Genomic DNA, 18,410 nt, shown 5'->3' with positions numbered 1-18,410 from the left:
AAGCCTCCTAGATATTATTTAATACTAATTCTATTCTAACCTACTTCGCATTAAAAATAAATGTAAACGGATCAGTTTTTTGCTGAGATTTAATAAAAGTAACCTGCCAATCGTTTATTTGGCGCCATTCTTCAAATAACACGGTCATCTTAGTCTTCACAATGCTTTCAATATGATGACCAGGATCGATAACGGATAATCCGGCCGCTAACATGTCATGGCCCGTATGATAATAAACGTCACCAGTAATATACAAATCAGCCTTGGCTTGTAAAGCGGCTGGGAAGAACTTACCGCCATCACCACCAACAACTGCGACTGTTTTAACTAATTTATCAGGTTCATTTGAAATTAAGCGGAGACCGGTTAAATCAAACGTTTTGCAAACAAATTGGGCGTAGTCCCGGACTGTCATTGGTTGGTCAACTTGACCAATGCGCCCGATGCCGATAGGTTGTTGTTGATTAGCCAATGGGATTAAATCATACGCTGGTTCTTCATAAGGATGCACCGCAAGCATCGCTTTTAACACGCGGTTCTTTTTAGCGGCTGGTAGAATAACCTCGATCTTAACCTCAGTAACCGCCTCTGCCTGGCCCGCTTGTCCAATAAATGGATCAGCACCAGTCTGTGGTTCAAAACGACCGGTACCAGTCGAACTAAAACTGCAGTTTTGATAATCACCAAGCTCACCAGCCCCGGCTTGTCCCAAAGCTTGGCGTACCACATCCGCATGTGTTTCAGGGACGAAAACAGCTAGTTTCATTAATGGCTCATAATCAGTGACATTGAACGGTTGCACATTTTTAAGTGCTAACGCTGCTGCCAACCAATCATTCATACCACCTTGGGCCTTATCAAGGTTAGTATGGGCTGCATAGACCGTCATATCATGCGTCAGTATATCAGCGTACATCTTATTTTGCGGATCACTTAGATCAAGATTGCGTGCTGGTCGGAACATCACTGGGTGGTGGGCAAAAATAAAATCAACCTCGTTATCAATTGCTTCTTGCACCACTTCTGGCCGAACATCTAATGTGACGAGTACTTTTTTAACCACCTTATCCCGGCGACCAATTTGAAAGCCAGTTGGATCATTACCCTCTTTAAGCGCTAATGGCGCATAAGCTTCAATCGCCGCAATCAAGTCACTCGCGATTAATTGTCCCATGTTTGAACCTCCTCAATTAATTGAATTTCATGTTGCACTGCATTAATTTTTTCAGTTGGCGTCACTTGAGCCCCTTGAAGTTGCACCAATAAATGACGTTTCTTATTTAATAAAGTTGACCATTTCAATTGGAAGTCCGCCGGTTGACGGTGTCGTAAAACTGGGCCGAATACTAAGTCAGCTTCATCGAGTGCAACAGCCTCAGTACTTGGTTCACCAACGATGACTTCGTAAATGTGCCCGTCTTCGGCAACGATTGCTTCTTCGACAATGGCGTAGTGGTGCTTCATTAACCATTCCCGAACGGTCGGTTCCATAATATTAGGTTGTAAAACTAATCGTTCGTGCCCGTTTAGATGTGCTAAACCACGTTCTAATATTTCAGTAATCAATAAGCCACCCATCCCCGCAATCACAATACAGGTGACTTGGTCTTCTTCAGGGTTAAGGACTTCAACGCCATCACCTAACCGGACTTGAATTTGGTCCTCTAAATGCCATTGGCTCACATGTGTTTGGGTTGATTCAAAAGGGCCAGCAACCACTTCACCCGCGATGGCCCCCTTTAATCGTTTTTGCTCCGTCAGCCAGATTGGTAAATAAGCATGATCTGACCCGATATCAGCAACGATACTATCTTGTGGGACGAACTGCGCAACTGCCGCTAAACGTTTCGATAAATTAATTGGTGACAAAAATAAAACTCCATTCTAGAAACTTTGATTATTATAGTTAGTATACCAAATTTTGAGCGTCAAAGCAGACTAAGCTTGCATCAGTCCATCGTCTCATTGTAAATATTGATTGTCGTTAACGGTTGCATAATCATTCTATCCGTTCTATACTCTAGTTAAGCAAAAGAAAGCGCTTTAAATAATAGTTTGGAGGTTATCCCATGTCTCTCTTCTTAAGTGTTGTCCTTTTAATGCTTGGTCTCTATCAGGTTTACGCAACTTTAAATACTTTCAAGTATTTAAAAACAGAGGCCAATCGCAATGTTTCATACTTCATGCCGATTGCTCTGTACTCAGGCGGCTTAATGGCACTCATAATGATTGGCTTTGGATTATGGGGCATTTTCAGTCTTTAGCAAACGCTCTATCGGTGTCTTTAATGGTGAAAAATACATCTAGTTGACATAAGATTTATTATTTGAAGTATCTCCCGAATTAAAAAGCGGCCATCTAAAAAGATAGCCGCTTTTTTTGAATTTATTCTAAGAAGTCTTTTAATTGTTTTGAACGTGATGGATGGCGTAGTTTTCGCAATGCTTTGGCTTCGATTTGACGAATCCGTTCACGCGTAACCCCAAAGACCTTACCCACTTCTTCTAACGTCCGTGTCCGACCATCGTCAAGACCAAAACGTAAACGTAAGACGTTTTCTTCCCGGTCGGTTAAGGTGTCTAGGACACTTTCTAATTGTTCTTTCAACAATTCATAAGAAGCATGTTCTTCAGGACTAGTTGCATCTTGATCTTCGATAAAATCGCCTAAGTGTGAGTCGTCCTCTTCACCGATTGGGGTTTCAAGGGAAACTGGTTCTTGGGCAATCTTCAAGATTTCACGAACCTTATCCGTGTTCATATCCATTTCAGCCCCAATTTCTTCAGGCGTTGGTTCGCGCCCTAAATCTTGGAGTAATTGACGTTGAATCCGGATTAACTTGTTAATCGTTTCAACCATGTGAACGGGAATCCGAATGGTCCGAGCTTGATCGGCAATCGCACGCGTAATCGCTTGACGAATCCACCATGTAGCGTAAGTTGAGAACTTGAACCCTTTACGGTGATCAAATTTTTCAACAGCCTTCATCAAGCCCATGTTCCCTTCTTGGATTAAATCCAAGAATTGCATGCCCCGGCCGACATACCGTTTAGCGATTGAGACCACCAAACGTAAGTTAGCTTCGGCAAGACGTTGTTTAGCTTCTTGATCACCTTGTTCGATTCTCAAGGCTAAGTCAACTTCTTGTTGCGCATTTAAAAGAGAAACACGGCCGATTTCCTTAAGATACATCCGAACAGGATCATTGATTTTGATCCCAGTTGGTGCAGACATATCTTTTAATTCTTTAGCAGAAACTTTTTCTTTTTTTAGTGTGGCAGCGCTTGGGTTACCATCTTCATCGACGATCCCAATCCCGTGATCTTCCACTTGTTGCATTAATTCATTGATTTCATCTGCTTCAAGTGCAAATGGTTTAACGATTTTTGCCACTAATTCATCATTGGTGATTTCTTTTTTGGGTTTGTATTCCTTAATTAAGGCCTTAACCGCAGTGTCTAATTTCTTCGTATCAGCTTTTTTATTGTCAGCCATTCAGAAACCTCCTAGTTAATATCTCATTTCATTTGCGAAACAAGTTGTATCACTTCATTAGTTAACCGTAGTTCCTCACTATGATTGCCTAATTTAGTTGCCTCTTTTAAGGCGATTTTTGCTTCTTTTAAACGTTCCTGAATCGAATTTTGCCCGATGACCGCCAAACAATCGTTCAACGCTTCTTGATTAGCCTCTTCAGGTAAATCAAGAAGATCAATCTGAACGACTAGTTCCTGCAAGTCATCTGGAATATAACTCGTGAAACCCGCTATATCAGCCGGTTGCCCTTCTGCGATGAAGGACCGCCATAACTCATATAAGAGTTGATACGGGGTATGCACAAAGCTAAAATCGGCATTATTTTCGAGTTGTAAACGCACATCTTCGTTATGAATCAGCATGTGCAAAATTTCTTGCTCAGCATGCTCAATCCGCGTTAACCGTTTAGGTTGTCGCTTGGGCGCAATCGTCCGTGGATCGCCAAAAGCCCCAGCCATTTCTTCTGGCGGTAGCGGTGGCGCCTGAAAATCATCAAAGTATGGCGGTGCTTCCGGTTGTCCCACCTGATTGATGGGGACTTGCGTGGCATGTTTAACCCGCACCGTTTGTAACTGCCGCTTCAATGTATCCAGTGTAATCCCGCTATCGGCTTCGACCTGTTTCAAGTAAACTTCGATTGCTAAAGGCGACTCAACACGTGCCACAACTTCTAATGCTTGTTGAACATAATCAAGCTGATCCTTCTCGTTATCGAGGTTTAACCCTTGTTTCAAGTAACGCAATTCAAACGCAATCGGTGTTTCCGTCCCATTTTGCAAGGTTTCCTTAAATTGCGGGCCACCATATTGGCGGACATACTCATCCGGATCGACGCCGCCCGGTAAGACGACGACGCTCAATTCAAGTGTCGTATGCTGTTGCAATAGGTTAATCGCCCGTTTCATCGCTTCAATCCCGGGTTGATCCCCATCATAACACACCACTAATTCCTGCGCTTGTTGCGCCAATAGGTTCAACTGCTCGGTGGTCAAACTCGTCCCCATTGACGCGACACCATTGACGACATCCGCCGAATAGGCCGCAATCACATCCATAAAGCCTTCAAAAAGATAAACTTTTTTGGATTGATGAATGGTTTGTTTAGCCAAATCATAGTTAAACAGTACCTTCCGCTTATTAAAAATCACAGTTTCAGGACTATTTAAATATTTTGGTTGATCCGGCTGTTTGGTTAAGACCCGCCCGGAAAAGGCGATGACCTCACCTTGCGCATTTCGAATTGGGAACATTACCCGCCCAGAAAAACGATCGTGTAACTTACCCGTTTGTGTTTCAATAAACAATCCAGATTGGCGCAATACCTGATAAGGAATATCCTTATTCTGGAAAAACGTCAACAATAGATCTGATTGATCCGGTAAATAACCAATACTAAAGGTCTCAATTAACGCATCAGTCATCTGTCGTTCGTGTAAATAATCAAGTGCTGGTTGCCCAGCCACCGTACTAGTTAAAATATGCTTAAACAGTTCGTTGGCTTGTTGATAGAGTTGCTTAAACTGCGTAACTTCGCTTGATTCGCGATGAACAGCAGTTGGCTTATAACTATCCGCCAATGTCACTCCAGCAAAATCTGCGACCTTCGTCAGTGCTTCTGGAAAACTAATTTGTTCCAATTCCATCAAGAACTTGAAGACGTTCCCCCCGCGACCGCAAGAAAAACAATGAAAAATCTGTTTCTCTTCACTCACGGAAAACGATGGTGTCTTCTCATCATGAAAAGGACAAACACCAAATAAGTTCTTGCCGGCTTTCTTGAGTTGAACGTATTGACCAACAACATCAACAATATTAGTCTGGCTCCGAATCTCATCGATGACTTCGTTCGGAATCTTACCCGCCATTGGTCTCACCTCACAATTCACTTCAATTTGTACTAAGACTGTAAAAGCCGCACCTCACAATGAAATGCGACTCTTAGGATTATCAGCACAAAAATACACTATACATCATATCACCATTTAGGTGTAGTTGCAAATAAATATAACAAACATTTTTATTACTTGTCAAGCGTCTTTTTTAAAAGTGCCATTAAAATCACAACGTGGTTATATTGCGGATCTTTAGCCGCGTAGACGAGCGTCACATTACCAAGCGCTAATTGATGCTGCACTAAGTGACAGAATTCTGGCCAGGCCGGATTAGTAGCAATTTCAGCGAGATACTTTTCTTTAAAAACGGGAAACTTAGCTGGTTCATGACCAAACCACTTCCGCAAGTCAGTGGTGGGTGTCATTTCTTTAGCCCACGTCTCAATCGCGGCGCGTTCTTTTGAAATCCCCCGTGGCCAAATCCGATCAACCAAGATCCGATAACCGTCAGAATCAGCGGCGGATTCATAAACCCGTTTCATTTGTAACATGTTTATTATCCCCTTTAGAATTGCTTATTTAACAATCAATTCGTTTAAATCACCTAAGCTAAGCGCGATTTGAGCGATAATCATGAGTTGTGTCAAACGATTACGACGAACAGCCTCATCTTCAGCCATTACCATTGTGGCATCGAAGTAAGCTTCAATTAATGGTCGTAGTGTTTGTAATGCAGCATAATTTTCAGCTAACGTATTTGTCGCTGTTGCCCCACGTAAATCTTCAACTGCTGTATAAAGTGCTTTTTCAGCATCGTTTTCAAATAACGCTGGATCAACCGTTAAATCAGTTGTTTCAAAGTCGACTTTTTCAGCTAAACGTAAGACACGTGTGATAGCTTCAATTGTCGCCTTGAAATCAGCATCATCCTGATGTGCTGAGAGCACTTGAGCGGCTTCAAACATCACAACTGGGTCTTGCCCTTGGTTTTTCAAGACAGCATCCACGATATCCCGACGAATCTTAGGACGCATCCCGTTAAAGCGTTGACGAACACGGTCTGTTAAGAAATCACTGATGGCAGCTGCATTGGCTGACCAATCAAGATCAAAGTCAGCTTGTTGTTTAACAATGTCGCTCATAGCTGCTTGGAAATCAGCCATTGGGAAGTGCCAGTCTTGGTTTTCTAGAATCCGGACAATCCCGTAAGCTTGACGACGTAATGCGTATGGATCATTTGAGCCACTTGGAATCATCCCAACAGCGAAGAAATCAGCCATACTATCGAACTTATCAGCAATTGCTAAAACAGCACCGACTTTCGTTGCAGGTAAGGCGCCTTCTGCACTGATTGGCATGTAATGTTCACGAACAGCAGTCGCAACAGCAGGTGTTTCGCCTTGTAATAGCGCGTATTTTTCACCCATCACACCTTGTAATTCAGCAAATTCGCCGACCATGCCGGTTACTAAATCGAATTTATAGATGTCGCTAGCACGTTGTAAATCAACTAGTTCAGATTCAGATAAACCGAATTTTTGGCCTAAGAATTGAGCGATTAAACCAACACGGGTCATCTTTTCAGCAAGACTCCCAATTTTATCGTGGAATGAAACGTTTTGTAACTTAGCGACGTTTTCAGCAATGGTTACTTTTTGATCTTCATGGTAGAAGAAATCAGCATCTTCTAAACGTGCTGTAAGGACTTTTTCGTTCCCAGCAATCACGTTTTCCATGAAATCATTATTCCCATTACGAACGCCGATAAAGACTGGTAATAAATCACCAGCTTGGCTCCGTGCGTAGAAGTAACGTTGGTTATCCTTCATTGACGTGATGAGCACTTCTTCTGGAATTTCAAGGTATTTGGCATCAAATTGACCGTAAAAAGCGGTTGGCCATTCAACTAAGTTCGTCACTTCTTCTAACAAGTTAGCGTCTAAATCAACTTGCCAGTCGTTTTCTTGGGCCATTTTTTCGATTTGCGTTTGAATTAAGTTTTGGCGTTTAGCTTCATCAGCAATCACGAATTGTGCTTCAAGGGCAGCTTCATAGTCAGTTGCTTTGGCCAAAGTCACTTCTTGGCCTAAGAAACGGTGACCTTGCGTTGTGCGGCCAGTTGTGACGTTTAGAATACTAAAGTCGATCACTTCATCATCTAATAGCGCAATAATCCAGTGAATTGGGCGAATGTATTCGAAATCGTAATCAGCCCAGTGCATCCGGGTTGGGAAGGTCATCGCCATAATCACGGCTTTTAACTCGGGTAAAATGGCTTCAACGGGTTTGCCGATAATTGATTTTTCAACATAGACGTATTCCACGCCTTTTAATGCTTTAAAAGTAATGTCGTCGGTTGTTAAGCCTTGGCCCCGAACGAAGCCTTGGGCTGCTTTACTCCAGTTACCTTCAGCATCGAGGGCAATCTTTTTAGCAGGGCCCTTTGCTTCTTCGTGAATGTCGGCTTGCTTGTCAGCTAGGTCTTCAATCAAGATGGCAAGCCGCCGTGGTGTGGCATAAGTTTTTAATTGGCCAAATTCAAGATGTTGTTCTTCTAAGAAGTCCCGCACCCGTTTTTCTAATTGTTGGATACTTGGCATCACAACGTGGGCTGGCATTTCTTCCAAGCCAATTTCTAATAAGAATGGTTTAGTCATGATCTACGACCTCCGTTTTTGCTTCTTGTGCATGTTTTAGTAGTGGGAATCCACGTTTTTCACGTTCAGCAACGAATGCTTGCGCGATGGAATGTGCCATTCGACGAATGCGTGACAAGTAACCCGCCCGTTCAGTAACGGAAACCGCCCCGTGTGCATCCAATAAGTTAAAGGTATGGCTACATTTCAAGACGTAATCGTAAGCTGGATGAACCAGGCCTAAATCGATTAAACGTTTGGCTTCTGTTTCGTATTCATCAAAGAATTTCAAAAGCATTTCTTGGTTGCTATCTTCAAAGGCGTATTTTGAGTGTTCATATTCTGGTTCTTTGAAAATATCACCATATAAAACGCCGTTACCCCATTCAAGATCAAAAACATTATCAACATCTTGAATGTAAGAAGCAAGGCGTTCAACACCGTATGTGATTTCGCTTGTGACTGGGTCACATTGCAAACCACCAACTTGTTGGAAGTATGTGAATTGAGTGACTTCCATCCCGTCTAACCAAACTTCCCAACCAACACCGGCACAGCCCATTGATGGGTTTTCCCAGTTATCTTCAACAAAACGAATATCATGTTCTAAAGGATCGATTCCTAAGGCCCGTAAACTATCTAAATAAAATTCTTGGATGTTTAAAGGCGCTGGTTTCATAATCACTTGGAATTGGTGATGTTGGAATAAACGGTTAGGATTTTCACCATACCGGCCATCTGCTGGACGCCGTGAAGGTTCCACGTAAGCGGCGTTCCATGGTTCTGGTCCAATTGCCCGTAAGAACGTGTAAGGGCTCATTGTACCGGCCCCTTTTTCTGTATCATAAGCTTGCATCAACATACAGCCTTTTTCAGACCAAAAACGCTGTAAGGTTAAAATCATTTCTTGAACATTCAACTTTTTAACCATTTCAATTCCTCTTTTCCGTTATTTGCGCATAAAAAAAGCCTATGCGACAGTTAGTCACATAGGGACGATTTCTCGCGGTTCCACCCTACTTCAGCTCAAAGCGAGCTGCTGCTTCATTGGTATGACTCCGAAATGCCAATCCACTTAAAACTTGTTCTAGTTCTCACTCACCTAGAATCACTGTCTGACCGTTTTAAGAGACCCTTTTCTTCAACGTCTATTAAGTTGATTACTATTTTAGTCGTCTTTTGGTGTGCTGTCAATTTCTGACGACACTTTTTTTAATTGTGGTAATTGACTATCGAAACTGTACATCTTGTCGATGAATTGCTTACTCTTCAATGACAGGCCCACGGTATCTTGATAGAGTCGGTCAATAATCATTTTGAGTTCGACCTGCGTGGCTTCCTTCACGTTCACCGATTGAATCTTAAACAGATCAATCACGGAAAACAACCGGAGATAATAGATTGCCCGCTGACTACTGTGGAAACGATTGGGATCTAAATGCCAATGACGTTGACACAACAGTCCCCCATAACTCTCAGAATAATCAAACGCTAAATCGGTTCGGCCACAAACGGCACACCCCTGCAATTGCGGCTGGACACCAAATACCTGTAGCAATTGAATTTCGATAATATGGGTAATCATCGCGGCATCAAAGCCTTCATCAATCAGATTTAACGCCTGTTCAACCTTATCATACCAGATGCCTAATGGTTCGCTGTCTGGAAAGCCGACATCAATTAAGTTCAGGATATAAGTCGCATAAGCATTTAAAAATAAATCCTGACTGATCGTTTTAAATTGCGTGGCCGACTTCACATTATTCAAAAATGATAAGCCCTCATCGCGAATATCACCACCATATTCGGCCTGGGTAAATGGCAAAATAGCCGCACTCAGACGAAACTTAGGTTTATTGGCCCCCCGCAAGTAAAACATTTTCTTGCCAAAACGATCCGTTAGAATCTTAACCAACATATCTTTTTCTTTGTAATTCTTTCGATACATCACTAGACCGTTAAAGTCTTCGAATCGATGTTCCGCCATCTTTAAAGCCTACAATCTCTTTTTATTGTAACCAAATTCACGGAGATATTGGTTATTATCACGCCAGTTCTTTTGAATCTTGACCCAGAGCTTCAAGTTAACCTTTTCGCCTAAAAGGGCTTCGATTTCGCGACGTGAGCGAATCCCGATTTCTTTGATAATTGAGCCTTTTTGACCGATGATAATCCGTTTTTGACCATCACGTTCAACAATGATGTTCGCTTCAATTTGAAGTTTATCATTGACACGGTCTTTCATTCGTTCAACCACAACGGCTACTGAATGTGGCACTTCTTCGTGGGTTAATTCCAGAATTTTTTCACGGATTAATTCACCAACAACAAAATATTCTGGGTGATCTGTTAATTGATCTTCAGGATAGTATTGTGGGCCTTCTGGCAATGTTAATTCAAGTTCTTTCAACATTTCTGGCACGTTATTGCCTTCTAATGCTGAAATTGGGTAAACACCCTTAAAATCTAATTCATGACGATATTGTTCAATCATTGGTAATAAATCATCTGGGTGAATGGCATCAATTTTGTTCACAACCAAATAAACGGGTTTCTTAACGTTCTTAAGTTGGTCCATGATGTATTGATCACCAGGGCCCTTCTTATCAACGCCACTAATCATGAATAAAATGGCATCCACTTCATTAAAAGTTGAAAGGGCTGCTTGATCCATGTATTCGTCTAATTCGTTATGTGGTTTATGAATCCCCGGTGTATCAACAAACACGATTTGTGCGTTGTCATCTGTATAAATTCCTTGAATCTTGTTTCGAGTTGTTTGTGCCTTTGATGACATGATGGCGATTTTTTCACCGATCATTCGATTCATAAATGTTGATTTCCCAACGTTTGGTCGGCCAACAATGGCCACAAAGCCTGAGCGATAAGTATCTGACATAATAGTCCCCTTTTTTAAATCTCTTTTAAAAATAATAAAGCAAAGCGTGTCCAAAAACAACACAACCGATAATCACGGCTAAACACGCACCAATTAAAACACTACCAGCACTAATATCCTTAATCTTCTTAGCCAGTGGATGAAATTGCCGATCGACCAATAAGTCAACAAAGTGTTCCATCACGGTATTCCAAAATTCAGCCAGCAACACCATAAAAATCGCTAAGATCAAAAATAACCAATCTAGATAGTGTAACCGGGCAAAATAACCCGCTCCCAAAACAACCACTGCAATCACGAAATCCCGTCTCAGGTTAGCTTCTTCCTTAAAAGCGGTGATAATTCCGTCTAAAGCGTGGTGTGTCGATTGATTAAAATTACGATTTTTATCCGTCTGCGTCTTTTTAGCGTTTGAGTCCGAATTCATCTAAGATAGTCTCCTGTAACGGAATCATTTTAACTTCATCTTCAGTATGAATGTGATCATAACCATTCAAATGAAGGAAGCCATGGACCATTGTATAGCCTAATTCACGTTCAAATGAATGTCCATAAGTTTTGGCTTGTTCAGCAGCTTTTTCTAGCGAAACAAATAAGTCACCAATATTCTTAGGAATATCAAACAATTCTTCAAAATTGGCAGGTAAGCCTTCTTCTTCAGGATCTTCTTCAATGGCAAAACTGATGACATCAGTCGCGCGATCTGTATTACGATATTCTTGATTAATTTGGCGAATGCGTTCGTTAGTTACAAACGTTACTGACATTTCTGTATCTTCAGCTAATTCAAGCTTTTGACCAGCAAACTCTAATACATCTTCCACCAATTTAATTTGTGCTTCTGGTACAATTTTTGTTTCATCGATGATTTGAATATCCATTCATTCGTCCTACTTTCTCGTCTTATCCATTGCCGCATAGGCATTAATAATTCTCGCGACAACTGGGTGCCGAACAACGTCTTCCGCGCTAAATTGCACAAAGCTAATTTTAGGAATGTCGCGCAAAATCTGTTCCGCTTGTACTAGCCCGCTTTGGGTTTTATTGGGTAAATCAATTTGGCTGATATCGCCATTAACAATCATTTTAGAATTAAAGCCTAACCGGGTTAAAAACATCTTCATTTGAGCTGGCGTTGTATTTTGGGCCTCATCTAAAATAACGAAGGCTTCTTCCAACGTCCGCCCCCGCATATAAGCCAGTGGCGCAATTTCAATAACCCCACGGTCCATTAATCGCTCCGTATGTTCTTTGCCCAAGACTGCATAAAGTGCGTCGTAGATGGGCCGTAAATACGGATCAACCTTTTCTTTTAGATCACCTGGTAAAAAGCCGAGACTTTCACCGGCTTCAACCGCTGGCCGGGTTAAAATAATGCGTTCAACCGTTCCTTTTTTCAAAGCGGCAATCGCCATCACAACTGCTAGGAAGGTTTTACCAGTTCCGGCAGGCCCAATGCCAAACGTCACATCGTTGTGGCGAATCGCATCGATATATTGGCGTTGACCAAACGTTTTAACGCGAATTGGTTGGCCCTTGCGGTCATTGATGAGCGGTTCAGTGTAAAGGGCCTCGAATTGATTTAACGTCCCTTTGAGCGCCATTTTCGTCGCACTGACCACATCTGTCTCCTTGAGGATCACACCGTGTTGTAATAACGCGACTAGACTCTCTAAAACCGCGTTTGCTTGTCTTAACCCCGGTTGAGTCCCCCGAATCGTAATATGATCATCAAACGCAATCAATTCAACGGTTAGACTTTCTTCAATGATTTTTAAAAAGTGATCATGTGCACCCATTAAAGCAGCCGCCAAATTAGGCGTTGCTAATTGAAATAAACGCTCTTCTACCTCAACCAAAAAGTAAACCCCTCTCAGAATGTTCGGATGAGTTTATTCATCTAAACACATTTCAAAATCAAACTACCTTGAAAGTATCCAAACCAACTTTCAATAGCACGATTCATCCTTTCAAGATGAAAACTACATTCATTCTATCACAATCAAGCCCGGTTTTAAAAGCAGACAACCGCGCTATTTCTCCAATTATAGCGACTTTATAATCACAAAGGGGAAAAATTAACTGATTTCCTTGTTTAAGCCCGTCTTTGCCACAAAAAAAGTAGGACCTCCCGCGGGAAGTCCTACCAAAAATTAACTCAATTTTGATTTAACGACTTGATTGACCATTGCGCCATCAGCTCGTCCTTTGACCTTAGGCATTACATATTGCATCACCTTACCAAAGTCAGCCTTGCCTGTCGCTCCTGTTGCCTGCATTGCTTCATCAACAATTACAATCACAGCGGCTTCATCCAACTGTTCTGGTAAATAAGCTTGTATGATTTCAATTTCAGCTTTTGCTTGTTCAGCGAGATCTGCACGATCACCCTTTTCAAACTCAGCTAAAGAATCCTTACGCTGCTTAACTTGTGATGATAATACACTTAGTTCTTCGTCAGAAGATAAGTCTTGCCCTGCACTAATTTTTGCGTTAGTTAAAGCGGTCTTTAAACTCCGAATAACTGTTAGTCGCAACTTATCCTTGGCCTTCATCGCCGTTTTCAAATCAGAACTCAATTGTTCAAGTAAACTCATTCAATCATTTCCTTTATGAAGAAATTAGAATTTCTTACGTTTTCTTGCTGCTTCTGATTTCAACTTACGTTTTACACTTGGTTTCTCGTAAAATTCACGTTTACGATATTCTTGTATTGTACCAGCTTTTGATACGGAACGCTTGAAGCGACGAAGAGCATCATCTAGAGATTCGTTACTGCGAACGACTGTCTTGCCCATATGATATCCCTCCCCTCGCGTGCTAAGTATAACCGTTTATGCGCGCCAAAAAATTGGTTTCACATAAACTGTTCTTTGCTATTATAGCGAATGTTGAAAATACGGTCAATAACCCACGGGCAATTAATTAAAACTTTTTTTAAATATCGCCGTTTTTTGCCCAAATATGATATGATAGCGCTATAAAAGTGCAAAAAGGAGTTTTATTATGTCACAGTCTACCCCCTTAACGGTTTTTGTCCTCTCAGATTCAGTTGGTCAGACCGCTTTACAACTTGCGCAAGCAGCCTTAGCGCAATATCCTAACGTTAAACCTGATATTATTCGTTTTCCATTCGTTCATTCCGTTGATAAATTAACCGACGTTTTAAGTAAGGCTGTTCCAGAAGAAACAATTGTCGTTCATACGTTGGCAACGACCGGCCTTTCGGAAATCGCTCAAAATTATTGTGATGCTAAAAAAATTGCGTCATTTGATATGATGAGCCCACTCACTAAATTAATTACTGCTAAAACAAGTTTAGCCCCATCCGGTGAAGCCGGCGCACTTCATCATTTAAACGATCGGTACTTTGACCGGATTTCAGCGATGGAATTTGCCGTCATGTACGATGATGGTAAGGATCCTCACGGCTTCTTAGAGGCAGATATTGTCTTATTAGGGGTCTCTCGGACCTCTAAAACGCCCCTGTCGCTATTTTTAGCGAATCGGAACATCAAGGTGGCCAACTTACCTATCGTGCCACAGGCGCACATTCCAGACGAAATATGGCATGTTGATCCCAAGAAGATTATTGGCTTGATGAATACACCTGAAGTTTTAAATAACATTCGTCGTGAACGGATGATTGCCTATGGTTTAAATCCCGACACAACCTATTCCGATATGGATGAAATCAAGGCTGAATTAGACTTCGCCCAAGATTTATATGATAAAATCGGTTGCCAAGTCATCAATGTCGCCAACCGTTCCATTGAAGAAACAGCGGCTATCATTCTCGAACAAACTGGTTTAGATTTTGCAAGTAGCTCGACAGACCACGTTAATTAACTACCTCAAAATAAAAGACCTCGGACAAAATTTAATTTGCCGAGGCCTTTTTTAATGTTTAATCGTCAAGAAATGATCAAGTGCACTTCGTTTAGCGTGGAATTGGTTGATCCTGCCCTCACTGCGATAACCCATCGCAATGCCCCCAATAATTACTTCATTATCGGGAATACCCACAATTTTGCGAATGGCATCCGGATATTTAGCTGTTTCATAAGCCGGAATCGTATCGACCTGTTCATTGGCCGCCGCCAGTAAAATCGACTGGCTAAAGGCGCCCATATCATAAATCATCCACGATGAGACTTTGCGCTCAACGGTCAAATAGATAACGGCTGGTGCGTTAAAAAGGTGCATTTGCAAATCACTAAATGCTGTCAAACCTGCCTCACCCAAATAATCCCTGATTTCAGTGTTCCAAACCCGACTATTTTCAGCCATCGCCTGACCCCAGTCAGCACGATGAATCACTGCTAAATCAGAATTTCCCTTGACCTTATTTTGCGTCCGTTCAAGATGATCTGCTTTGATATTAGCCAGTGTCTCACCCGTTGCCACGTAAACTCGCCAAGGTTGTGAATTCGTCCATGACGGTGTTCGTTGGGCTGATGTAATAATTTTTTTAATCAAGTCATCTGATACTGTTTTGTGGGGATCAAACGAGCGGATCGATTTTCTACTATTGATAACGTCGTTAAATTCCATGAGGGCACCTCCCAAACTTACCTGGTATCACTTATTCTTAATAGTCATACCACGTTTAATAAAAATATCATCATCATTTGTTTGCTAGAACGTACCACCGCCGGAACCGCCACCAAAACCACCTGATGAACCGCCGGAGAATCCGCCAGAGCCACCACTGACACTAGTTGGATTAGCCGCACTGACCGCACTATTGACACTACTGCTCAGGGCGCTTGTAAAGGATTGCCCAATGTTGAGGCCACCAGTATAGCCATAATAGTAATAGTACCCTAGTGGCAATGTTTGTAATTGCTCGGGAGTCAATTTAATCTGCAACGCTTTAACCACTTTATCGGCTACTCCAAAGGCTGTCGCAAAACTCAAATAACGATCCCACAACATGACGTCTGGTACGTTGGCCATATCAAGTGTCGAAATATCTTTCAACATCTGTTTAAAACCTAACCACTCGCCCCGTTTTTCATAACCATGTTGCGTCCATAATTGCAATCGCATCCTCTGCCAGCCCGTCAGAAGAAAGGCGAACAACATTGGTAAAATCGTCCACCAAGCGACGACTTCGATTAACGCTGCTAACATTAAGATCACGGTTAGTGTACCAAGTCCTATCAACCAATAATTTAAACTAGTTGCAACGGCGAAAACGCGCTCGCGTAGCCAGCCACTTTGGTTTGCTTCGTCTTCAACGGCCATTTGCCATCCGCGATAATGTTGATTAAAGACCTTTTCACTATGGCGTTTAGGATATTTTTCAATTTCAAAAAGACTAACCTGTTGTCCATTCCCAATGACATCGAATAACCAAGTCACTAATTTTTGCTCAGACCGTGATAATCGATTACGATTTAACAACGTTAACGTGAATTGTGGTTTTGCTTTTCTAAAAACCTGTTTTTCAGGCGTTTGGACCTCGATTGTCAGGTTTTTACGGGCTACCAAATCTAAAATCGTAGCTGATAAACTGGCTTCTTTTGCTTTTTCCGTCATTGGTAATGCTAATAAATAACGGATAACAGCTGGACCATTATCATCTGGTAACTCGTAGACGTGTTCTGGCGCATGACCCTGATAATGCATCCGGGGCAATGCCCGTTTAACCCGATACCAAGCGCCTAGCAATAAAACTGGTGCTAAGACCACTGCAATCACTGATAATACCCAATACCGGCGTTGTTGTGCCTGACGTGCTTGATTAGCTTCCTTGGCCAATTTCGCTTCTTGCGCTAAAATTGTTGCTCGTTGTTTTTTAGCCACTCGATTGGGGTTATTAGGTGTAACAGCAGTTGGAAAAATAAGATGCGATTCCACAAATTGATTAGCGGGATTATTCGTCATTTTGATAGTAACCCGCCCTTTTGCGGGATCAACAATTTGCTGCCCATCTAAATCACCATGGGTCCACGACTTTAATTCGGACGGTTTCAATGCCGTGGGTAATTGAATCGTGACTTGCACATCGCCCAGACTGCTATCCCAAGCATCCCCAATCACCTTCCAATTCAATTCAGCAGTATCTTGATAATTGATAATCAGATTTTGCAATTGATATTTCAAAGTGACCGCTAACCGATCATCTTCTGACGCCGGTTGGTAGAGCTTAAAGCGATACTTTTGATTATCATTGGTTAGCGAATACGTTCCCGCCGTCTCGGATTGACTCGCTTGGAAAGTCCGGCCATTAACGGCCACTTGTGGTTGCACCAACTTTTTAGGCTCACCAGCTGTTGTTTGTAAATTTTGATTGAGGTAAATACCGTTAATATCATCTTGGATATCAAAATGCATGTTTTGCTCTACTTGTGCGCTACCGTCTTTTTGGACGTTAACCTGAACGTGATAGCGACTAATATCGTACGTATCGGCTGCTTGGACCGGTTTGACCAGTAATAACAAAATCGGTAAAACAATTAGCGTTAGCCAAAGATAGTGAGTACGTTTTAATCTCATAATCGACCTTCATTCTGCTCAATCTTCGTTAATAATTCTGGGTCAAACTGACCCTTTTTGAGCATCGCAATTTCGTATGCATATGGTGCAAAATTATGCTTCTTGTCCTCACCGACATATGGTGTTTCCATAATTTTAGGCACATCAACAAGCTGCGGATGGGTTACAACACCATGTAGGGCGTCAAAACCAATTTCACCAAATCCGATATTGGCGTGCCGATCTTTATGCGCCCCTTGCGGATTCTTGGAATCGTTTAAATGAATCACCTTAAGCCGGTCCAAACCGATAATATGATCAAATTCATTTAAAACACCATCAAAATCCTCGCGAATATTGTAACCCGCATCACTGGTATGACACGTATCAAACGTTACTGACAACTTATCGTTTAGTGTGACACCGTCAATCATTTGTGCGATTTCTTCAAAACGACGACCAACTTCTGTTCCTTTGCCAGCCATTGTTTCCAAGGCAATTTGAGCCGTTTGATCTGGTCGTAAAATTTCATTTAACCCTTTAATAATTTGTTTAATACCAGCCTCTGCGCCTGCACCAACATGTGCACCCGGATGTAAAACGATTTGACTTGCGCCTAGCGCTTCCGCTCGAATGACTTCTTGCTGTAAAAATTCAATCGCAAATTTAAAGTTTTCTGGTTTCACCGTATTGCCTAAGTTAACGATATAAGGCGCATGGACGACAATTGGGCCTAAGTTTTGGGCCGCAATTAATGCTTGTGCTGCTGGAATGTTTAACTCTTCAATTGGTTTACGCCGGGTATTTTGAGGGGCTCCAGTATAAATCATGAATGTATTTGCCCCAAATTCGGCCGCCTGTTGTGCTGAACCTAGCAGCATTTCTTTCCCCTTCATACTAACGTGACTACCTAATAACATTGCGTACCTCCACCTATCATAATTACTTCGATTGTCACAGATACCAGCATAAAAAGCAAGCGAAAAAGAGTATGCTTATTAGTCGTTAAGCCCTCATTCGAAA

Annotated in this window: 19 protein-coding genes; 2 read left to right on the top strand and 17 right to left on the bottom strand. The window is 41.9% G+C overall.

Annotated elements, in window-relative coordinates; genetic code table 11:
* Nucleotides 1-40: 40 nt before the first annotated feature.
* Nucleotides 41-1,174 carry a Nif3-like dinuclear metal center hexameric protein gene (locus C0213_05225; GenBank protein ID AUX11834.1) on the bottom strand — a complete coding sequence of 378 codons (1,134 nt, stop codon included), beginning with the start codon at nt 1,172-1,174 and terminating at the stop codon, nt 41-43.
* Nucleotides 1,162-1,869, bottom strand: coding sequence for a tRNA (adenine-N(1))-methyltransferase (locus C0213_05220; protein ID AUX11833.1), 708 nt, complete (start codon nt 1,867-1,869; stop codon nt 1,162-1,164). The genes C0213_05225 and C0213_05220 overlap by 13 nt, the downstream gene beginning before the upstream one ends.
* A 200-nt stretch (nt 1,870-2,069) precedes the next feature.
* On the opposite strand from C0213_05220, the gene C0213_05215 reads away from it, so the two are divergent.
* Nucleotides 2,070-2,264 (top strand): hypothetical protein, encoded by a 195-nt coding sequence (locus tag C0213_05215; protein AUX11832.1) that lies wholly within the window; start codon nt 2,070-2,072, stop codon nt 2,262-2,264.
* A gap of 121 nt (nt 2,265-2,385) precedes the next feature.
* Here the strand turns inward: C0213_05215 and C0213_05210 are convergent, their stop codons facing one another.
* The 12 genes from C0213_05210 to C0213_05155 all read right to left on the bottom strand — a co-directional run bounded on the left by C0213_05210 (nt 2,386) and on the right by C0213_05155 (nt 13,702).
* On the bottom strand, nt 2,386-3,495 hold the full coding sequence (locus C0213_05210) for an RNA polymerase sigma factor RpoD (GenBank protein AUX11831.1): 1,110 nt from the start codon (nt 3,493-3,495) through the stop codon (nt 2,386-2,388).
* A 23-nt stretch (nt 3,496-3,518) separates the two neighbouring features.
* Nucleotides 3,519-5,402, bottom strand: a complete 1,884-nt coding sequence (locus tag C0213_05205) for a DNA primase (GenBank protein AUX11830.1) — start codon at nt 5,400-5,402, stop codon at nt 3,519-3,521.
* Between the two features lie 155 nt (nt 5,403-5,557).
* Entirely contained in the window at nt 5,558-5,920 is a 363-nt protein-coding gene (locus C0213_05200) for a DUF488 domain-containing protein (GenBank protein ID AUX11829.1), read from the bottom strand.
* A gap of 24 nt (nt 5,921-5,944) precedes the next feature.
* A complete protein-coding gene (locus C0213_05195; GenBank protein AUX11828.1) occupies nt 5,945-8,026 on the bottom strand; it encodes a glycine--tRNA ligase subunit beta in 2,082 nt (693 codons plus the stop codon).
* A complete protein-coding gene (gene glyQ / locus C0213_05190) occupies nt 8,019-8,936 on the bottom strand; it encodes a glycine--tRNA ligase subunit alpha (protein AUX11827.1) in 918 nt (305 codons plus the stop codon). Before glyQ ends, C0213_05195 begins: the two co-directional genes overlap by 8 nt.
* 237 nt (nt 8,937-9,173) lie before the next feature.
* Nucleotides 9,174-9,992 (bottom strand): DNA repair protein RecO, encoded by an 819-nt coding sequence (recO, locus tag C0213_05185; GenBank protein ID AUX11826.1) that lies wholly within the window; start codon nt 9,990-9,992, stop codon nt 9,174-9,176.
* A gap of 9 nt (nt 9,993-10,001) precedes the next feature.
* The gene (locus tag C0213_05180; GenBank protein ID AUX11825.1) at nt 10,002-10,904 is read right to left on the bottom strand and encodes a GTPase Era; all 903 of its coding nucleotides are present in this window, start codon (nt 10,902-10,904) and stop codon (nt 10,002-10,004) included.
* Between the two features lie 25 nt (nt 10,905-10,929).
* The gene (locus C0213_05175) at nt 10,930-11,331 is read right to left on the bottom strand and encodes a diacylglycerol kinase (protein ID AUX11824.1); all 402 of its coding nucleotides are present in this window, start codon (nt 11,329-11,331) and stop codon (nt 10,930-10,932) included.
* A complete protein-coding gene (locus C0213_05170; protein ID AUX11823.1) occupies nt 11,309-11,785 on the bottom strand; it encodes an rRNA maturation RNase YbeY in 477 nt (158 codons plus the stop codon). Before C0213_05170 ends, C0213_05175 begins: the two co-directional genes overlap by 23 nt.
* Nucleotides 11,786-11,794: 9 nt before the next feature.
* Nucleotides 11,795-12,763 carry a phosphate starvation-inducible protein PhoH gene (locus tag C0213_05165; GenBank protein ID AUX11822.1) on the bottom strand — a complete coding sequence of 323 codons (969 nt, stop codon included), beginning with the start codon at nt 12,761-12,763 and terminating at the stop codon, nt 11,795-11,797.
* A gap of 294 nt (nt 12,764-13,057) precedes the next feature.
* Nucleotides 13,058-13,501 carry a hypothetical protein gene (locus C0213_05160; GenBank protein AUX11821.1) on the bottom strand — a complete coding sequence of 148 codons (444 nt, stop codon included), beginning with the start codon at nt 13,499-13,501 and terminating at the stop codon, nt 13,058-13,060.
* Nucleotides 13,502-13,525: 24 nt separating this feature from the next.
* Nucleotides 13,526-13,702 (bottom strand): 30S ribosomal protein S21, encoded by a 177-nt coding sequence (locus C0213_05155; protein ID AUX11820.1) that lies wholly within the window; start codon nt 13,700-13,702, stop codon nt 13,526-13,528.
* Between the two features lie 208 nt (nt 13,703-13,910).
* On the opposite strand from C0213_05155, the gene C0213_05150 reads away from it, so the two are divergent.
* Nucleotides 13,911-14,753 (top strand): pyruvate, phosphate dikinase regulatory protein, encoded by an 843-nt coding sequence (locus tag C0213_05150; GenBank protein AUX11819.1) that lies wholly within the window; start codon nt 13,911-13,913, stop codon nt 14,751-14,753.
* 51 nt (nt 14,754-14,804) lie between these two features.
* On the opposite strand, the gene C0213_05145 is transcribed toward C0213_05150, so the two are convergent.
* The 3 genes from C0213_05145 to C0213_05135 all read right to left on the bottom strand — a co-directional run bounded on the left by C0213_05145 (nt 14,805) and on the right by C0213_05135 (nt 18,307).
* On the bottom strand, nt 14,805-15,458 hold the full coding sequence (locus tag C0213_05145; GenBank protein ID AUX11818.1) for a nitroreductase: 654 nt from the start codon (nt 15,456-15,458) through the stop codon (nt 14,805-14,807).
* An 84-nt stretch (nt 15,459-15,542) separates the two neighbouring features.
* Entirely contained in the window at nt 15,543-17,408 is a 1,866-nt protein-coding gene (locus C0213_05140) for a DUF2207 domain-containing protein (protein ID AUX11817.1), read from the bottom strand.
* On the bottom strand, nt 17,405-18,307 hold the full coding sequence (locus tag C0213_05135; protein AUX11816.1) for a deoxyribonuclease IV: 903 nt from the start codon (nt 18,305-18,307) through the stop codon (nt 17,405-17,407). Before C0213_05135 ends, C0213_05140 begins: the two co-directional genes overlap by 4 nt.
* Nucleotides 18,308-18,410: the final 103 nt, after the last annotated feature.

The sequence above is a fragment of the Latilactobacillus sakei genome (assembly GCA_002953655.1).
Classification (GTDB): Bacteria; Bacillota; Bacilli; order Lactobacillales; family Lactobacillaceae; genus Latilactobacillus; species Latilactobacillus sakei_A.
The sequence above is the reverse complement of the archived record's forward strand: the minus strand, read 5'-3'. Positions and strand labels throughout refer to the sequence as shown.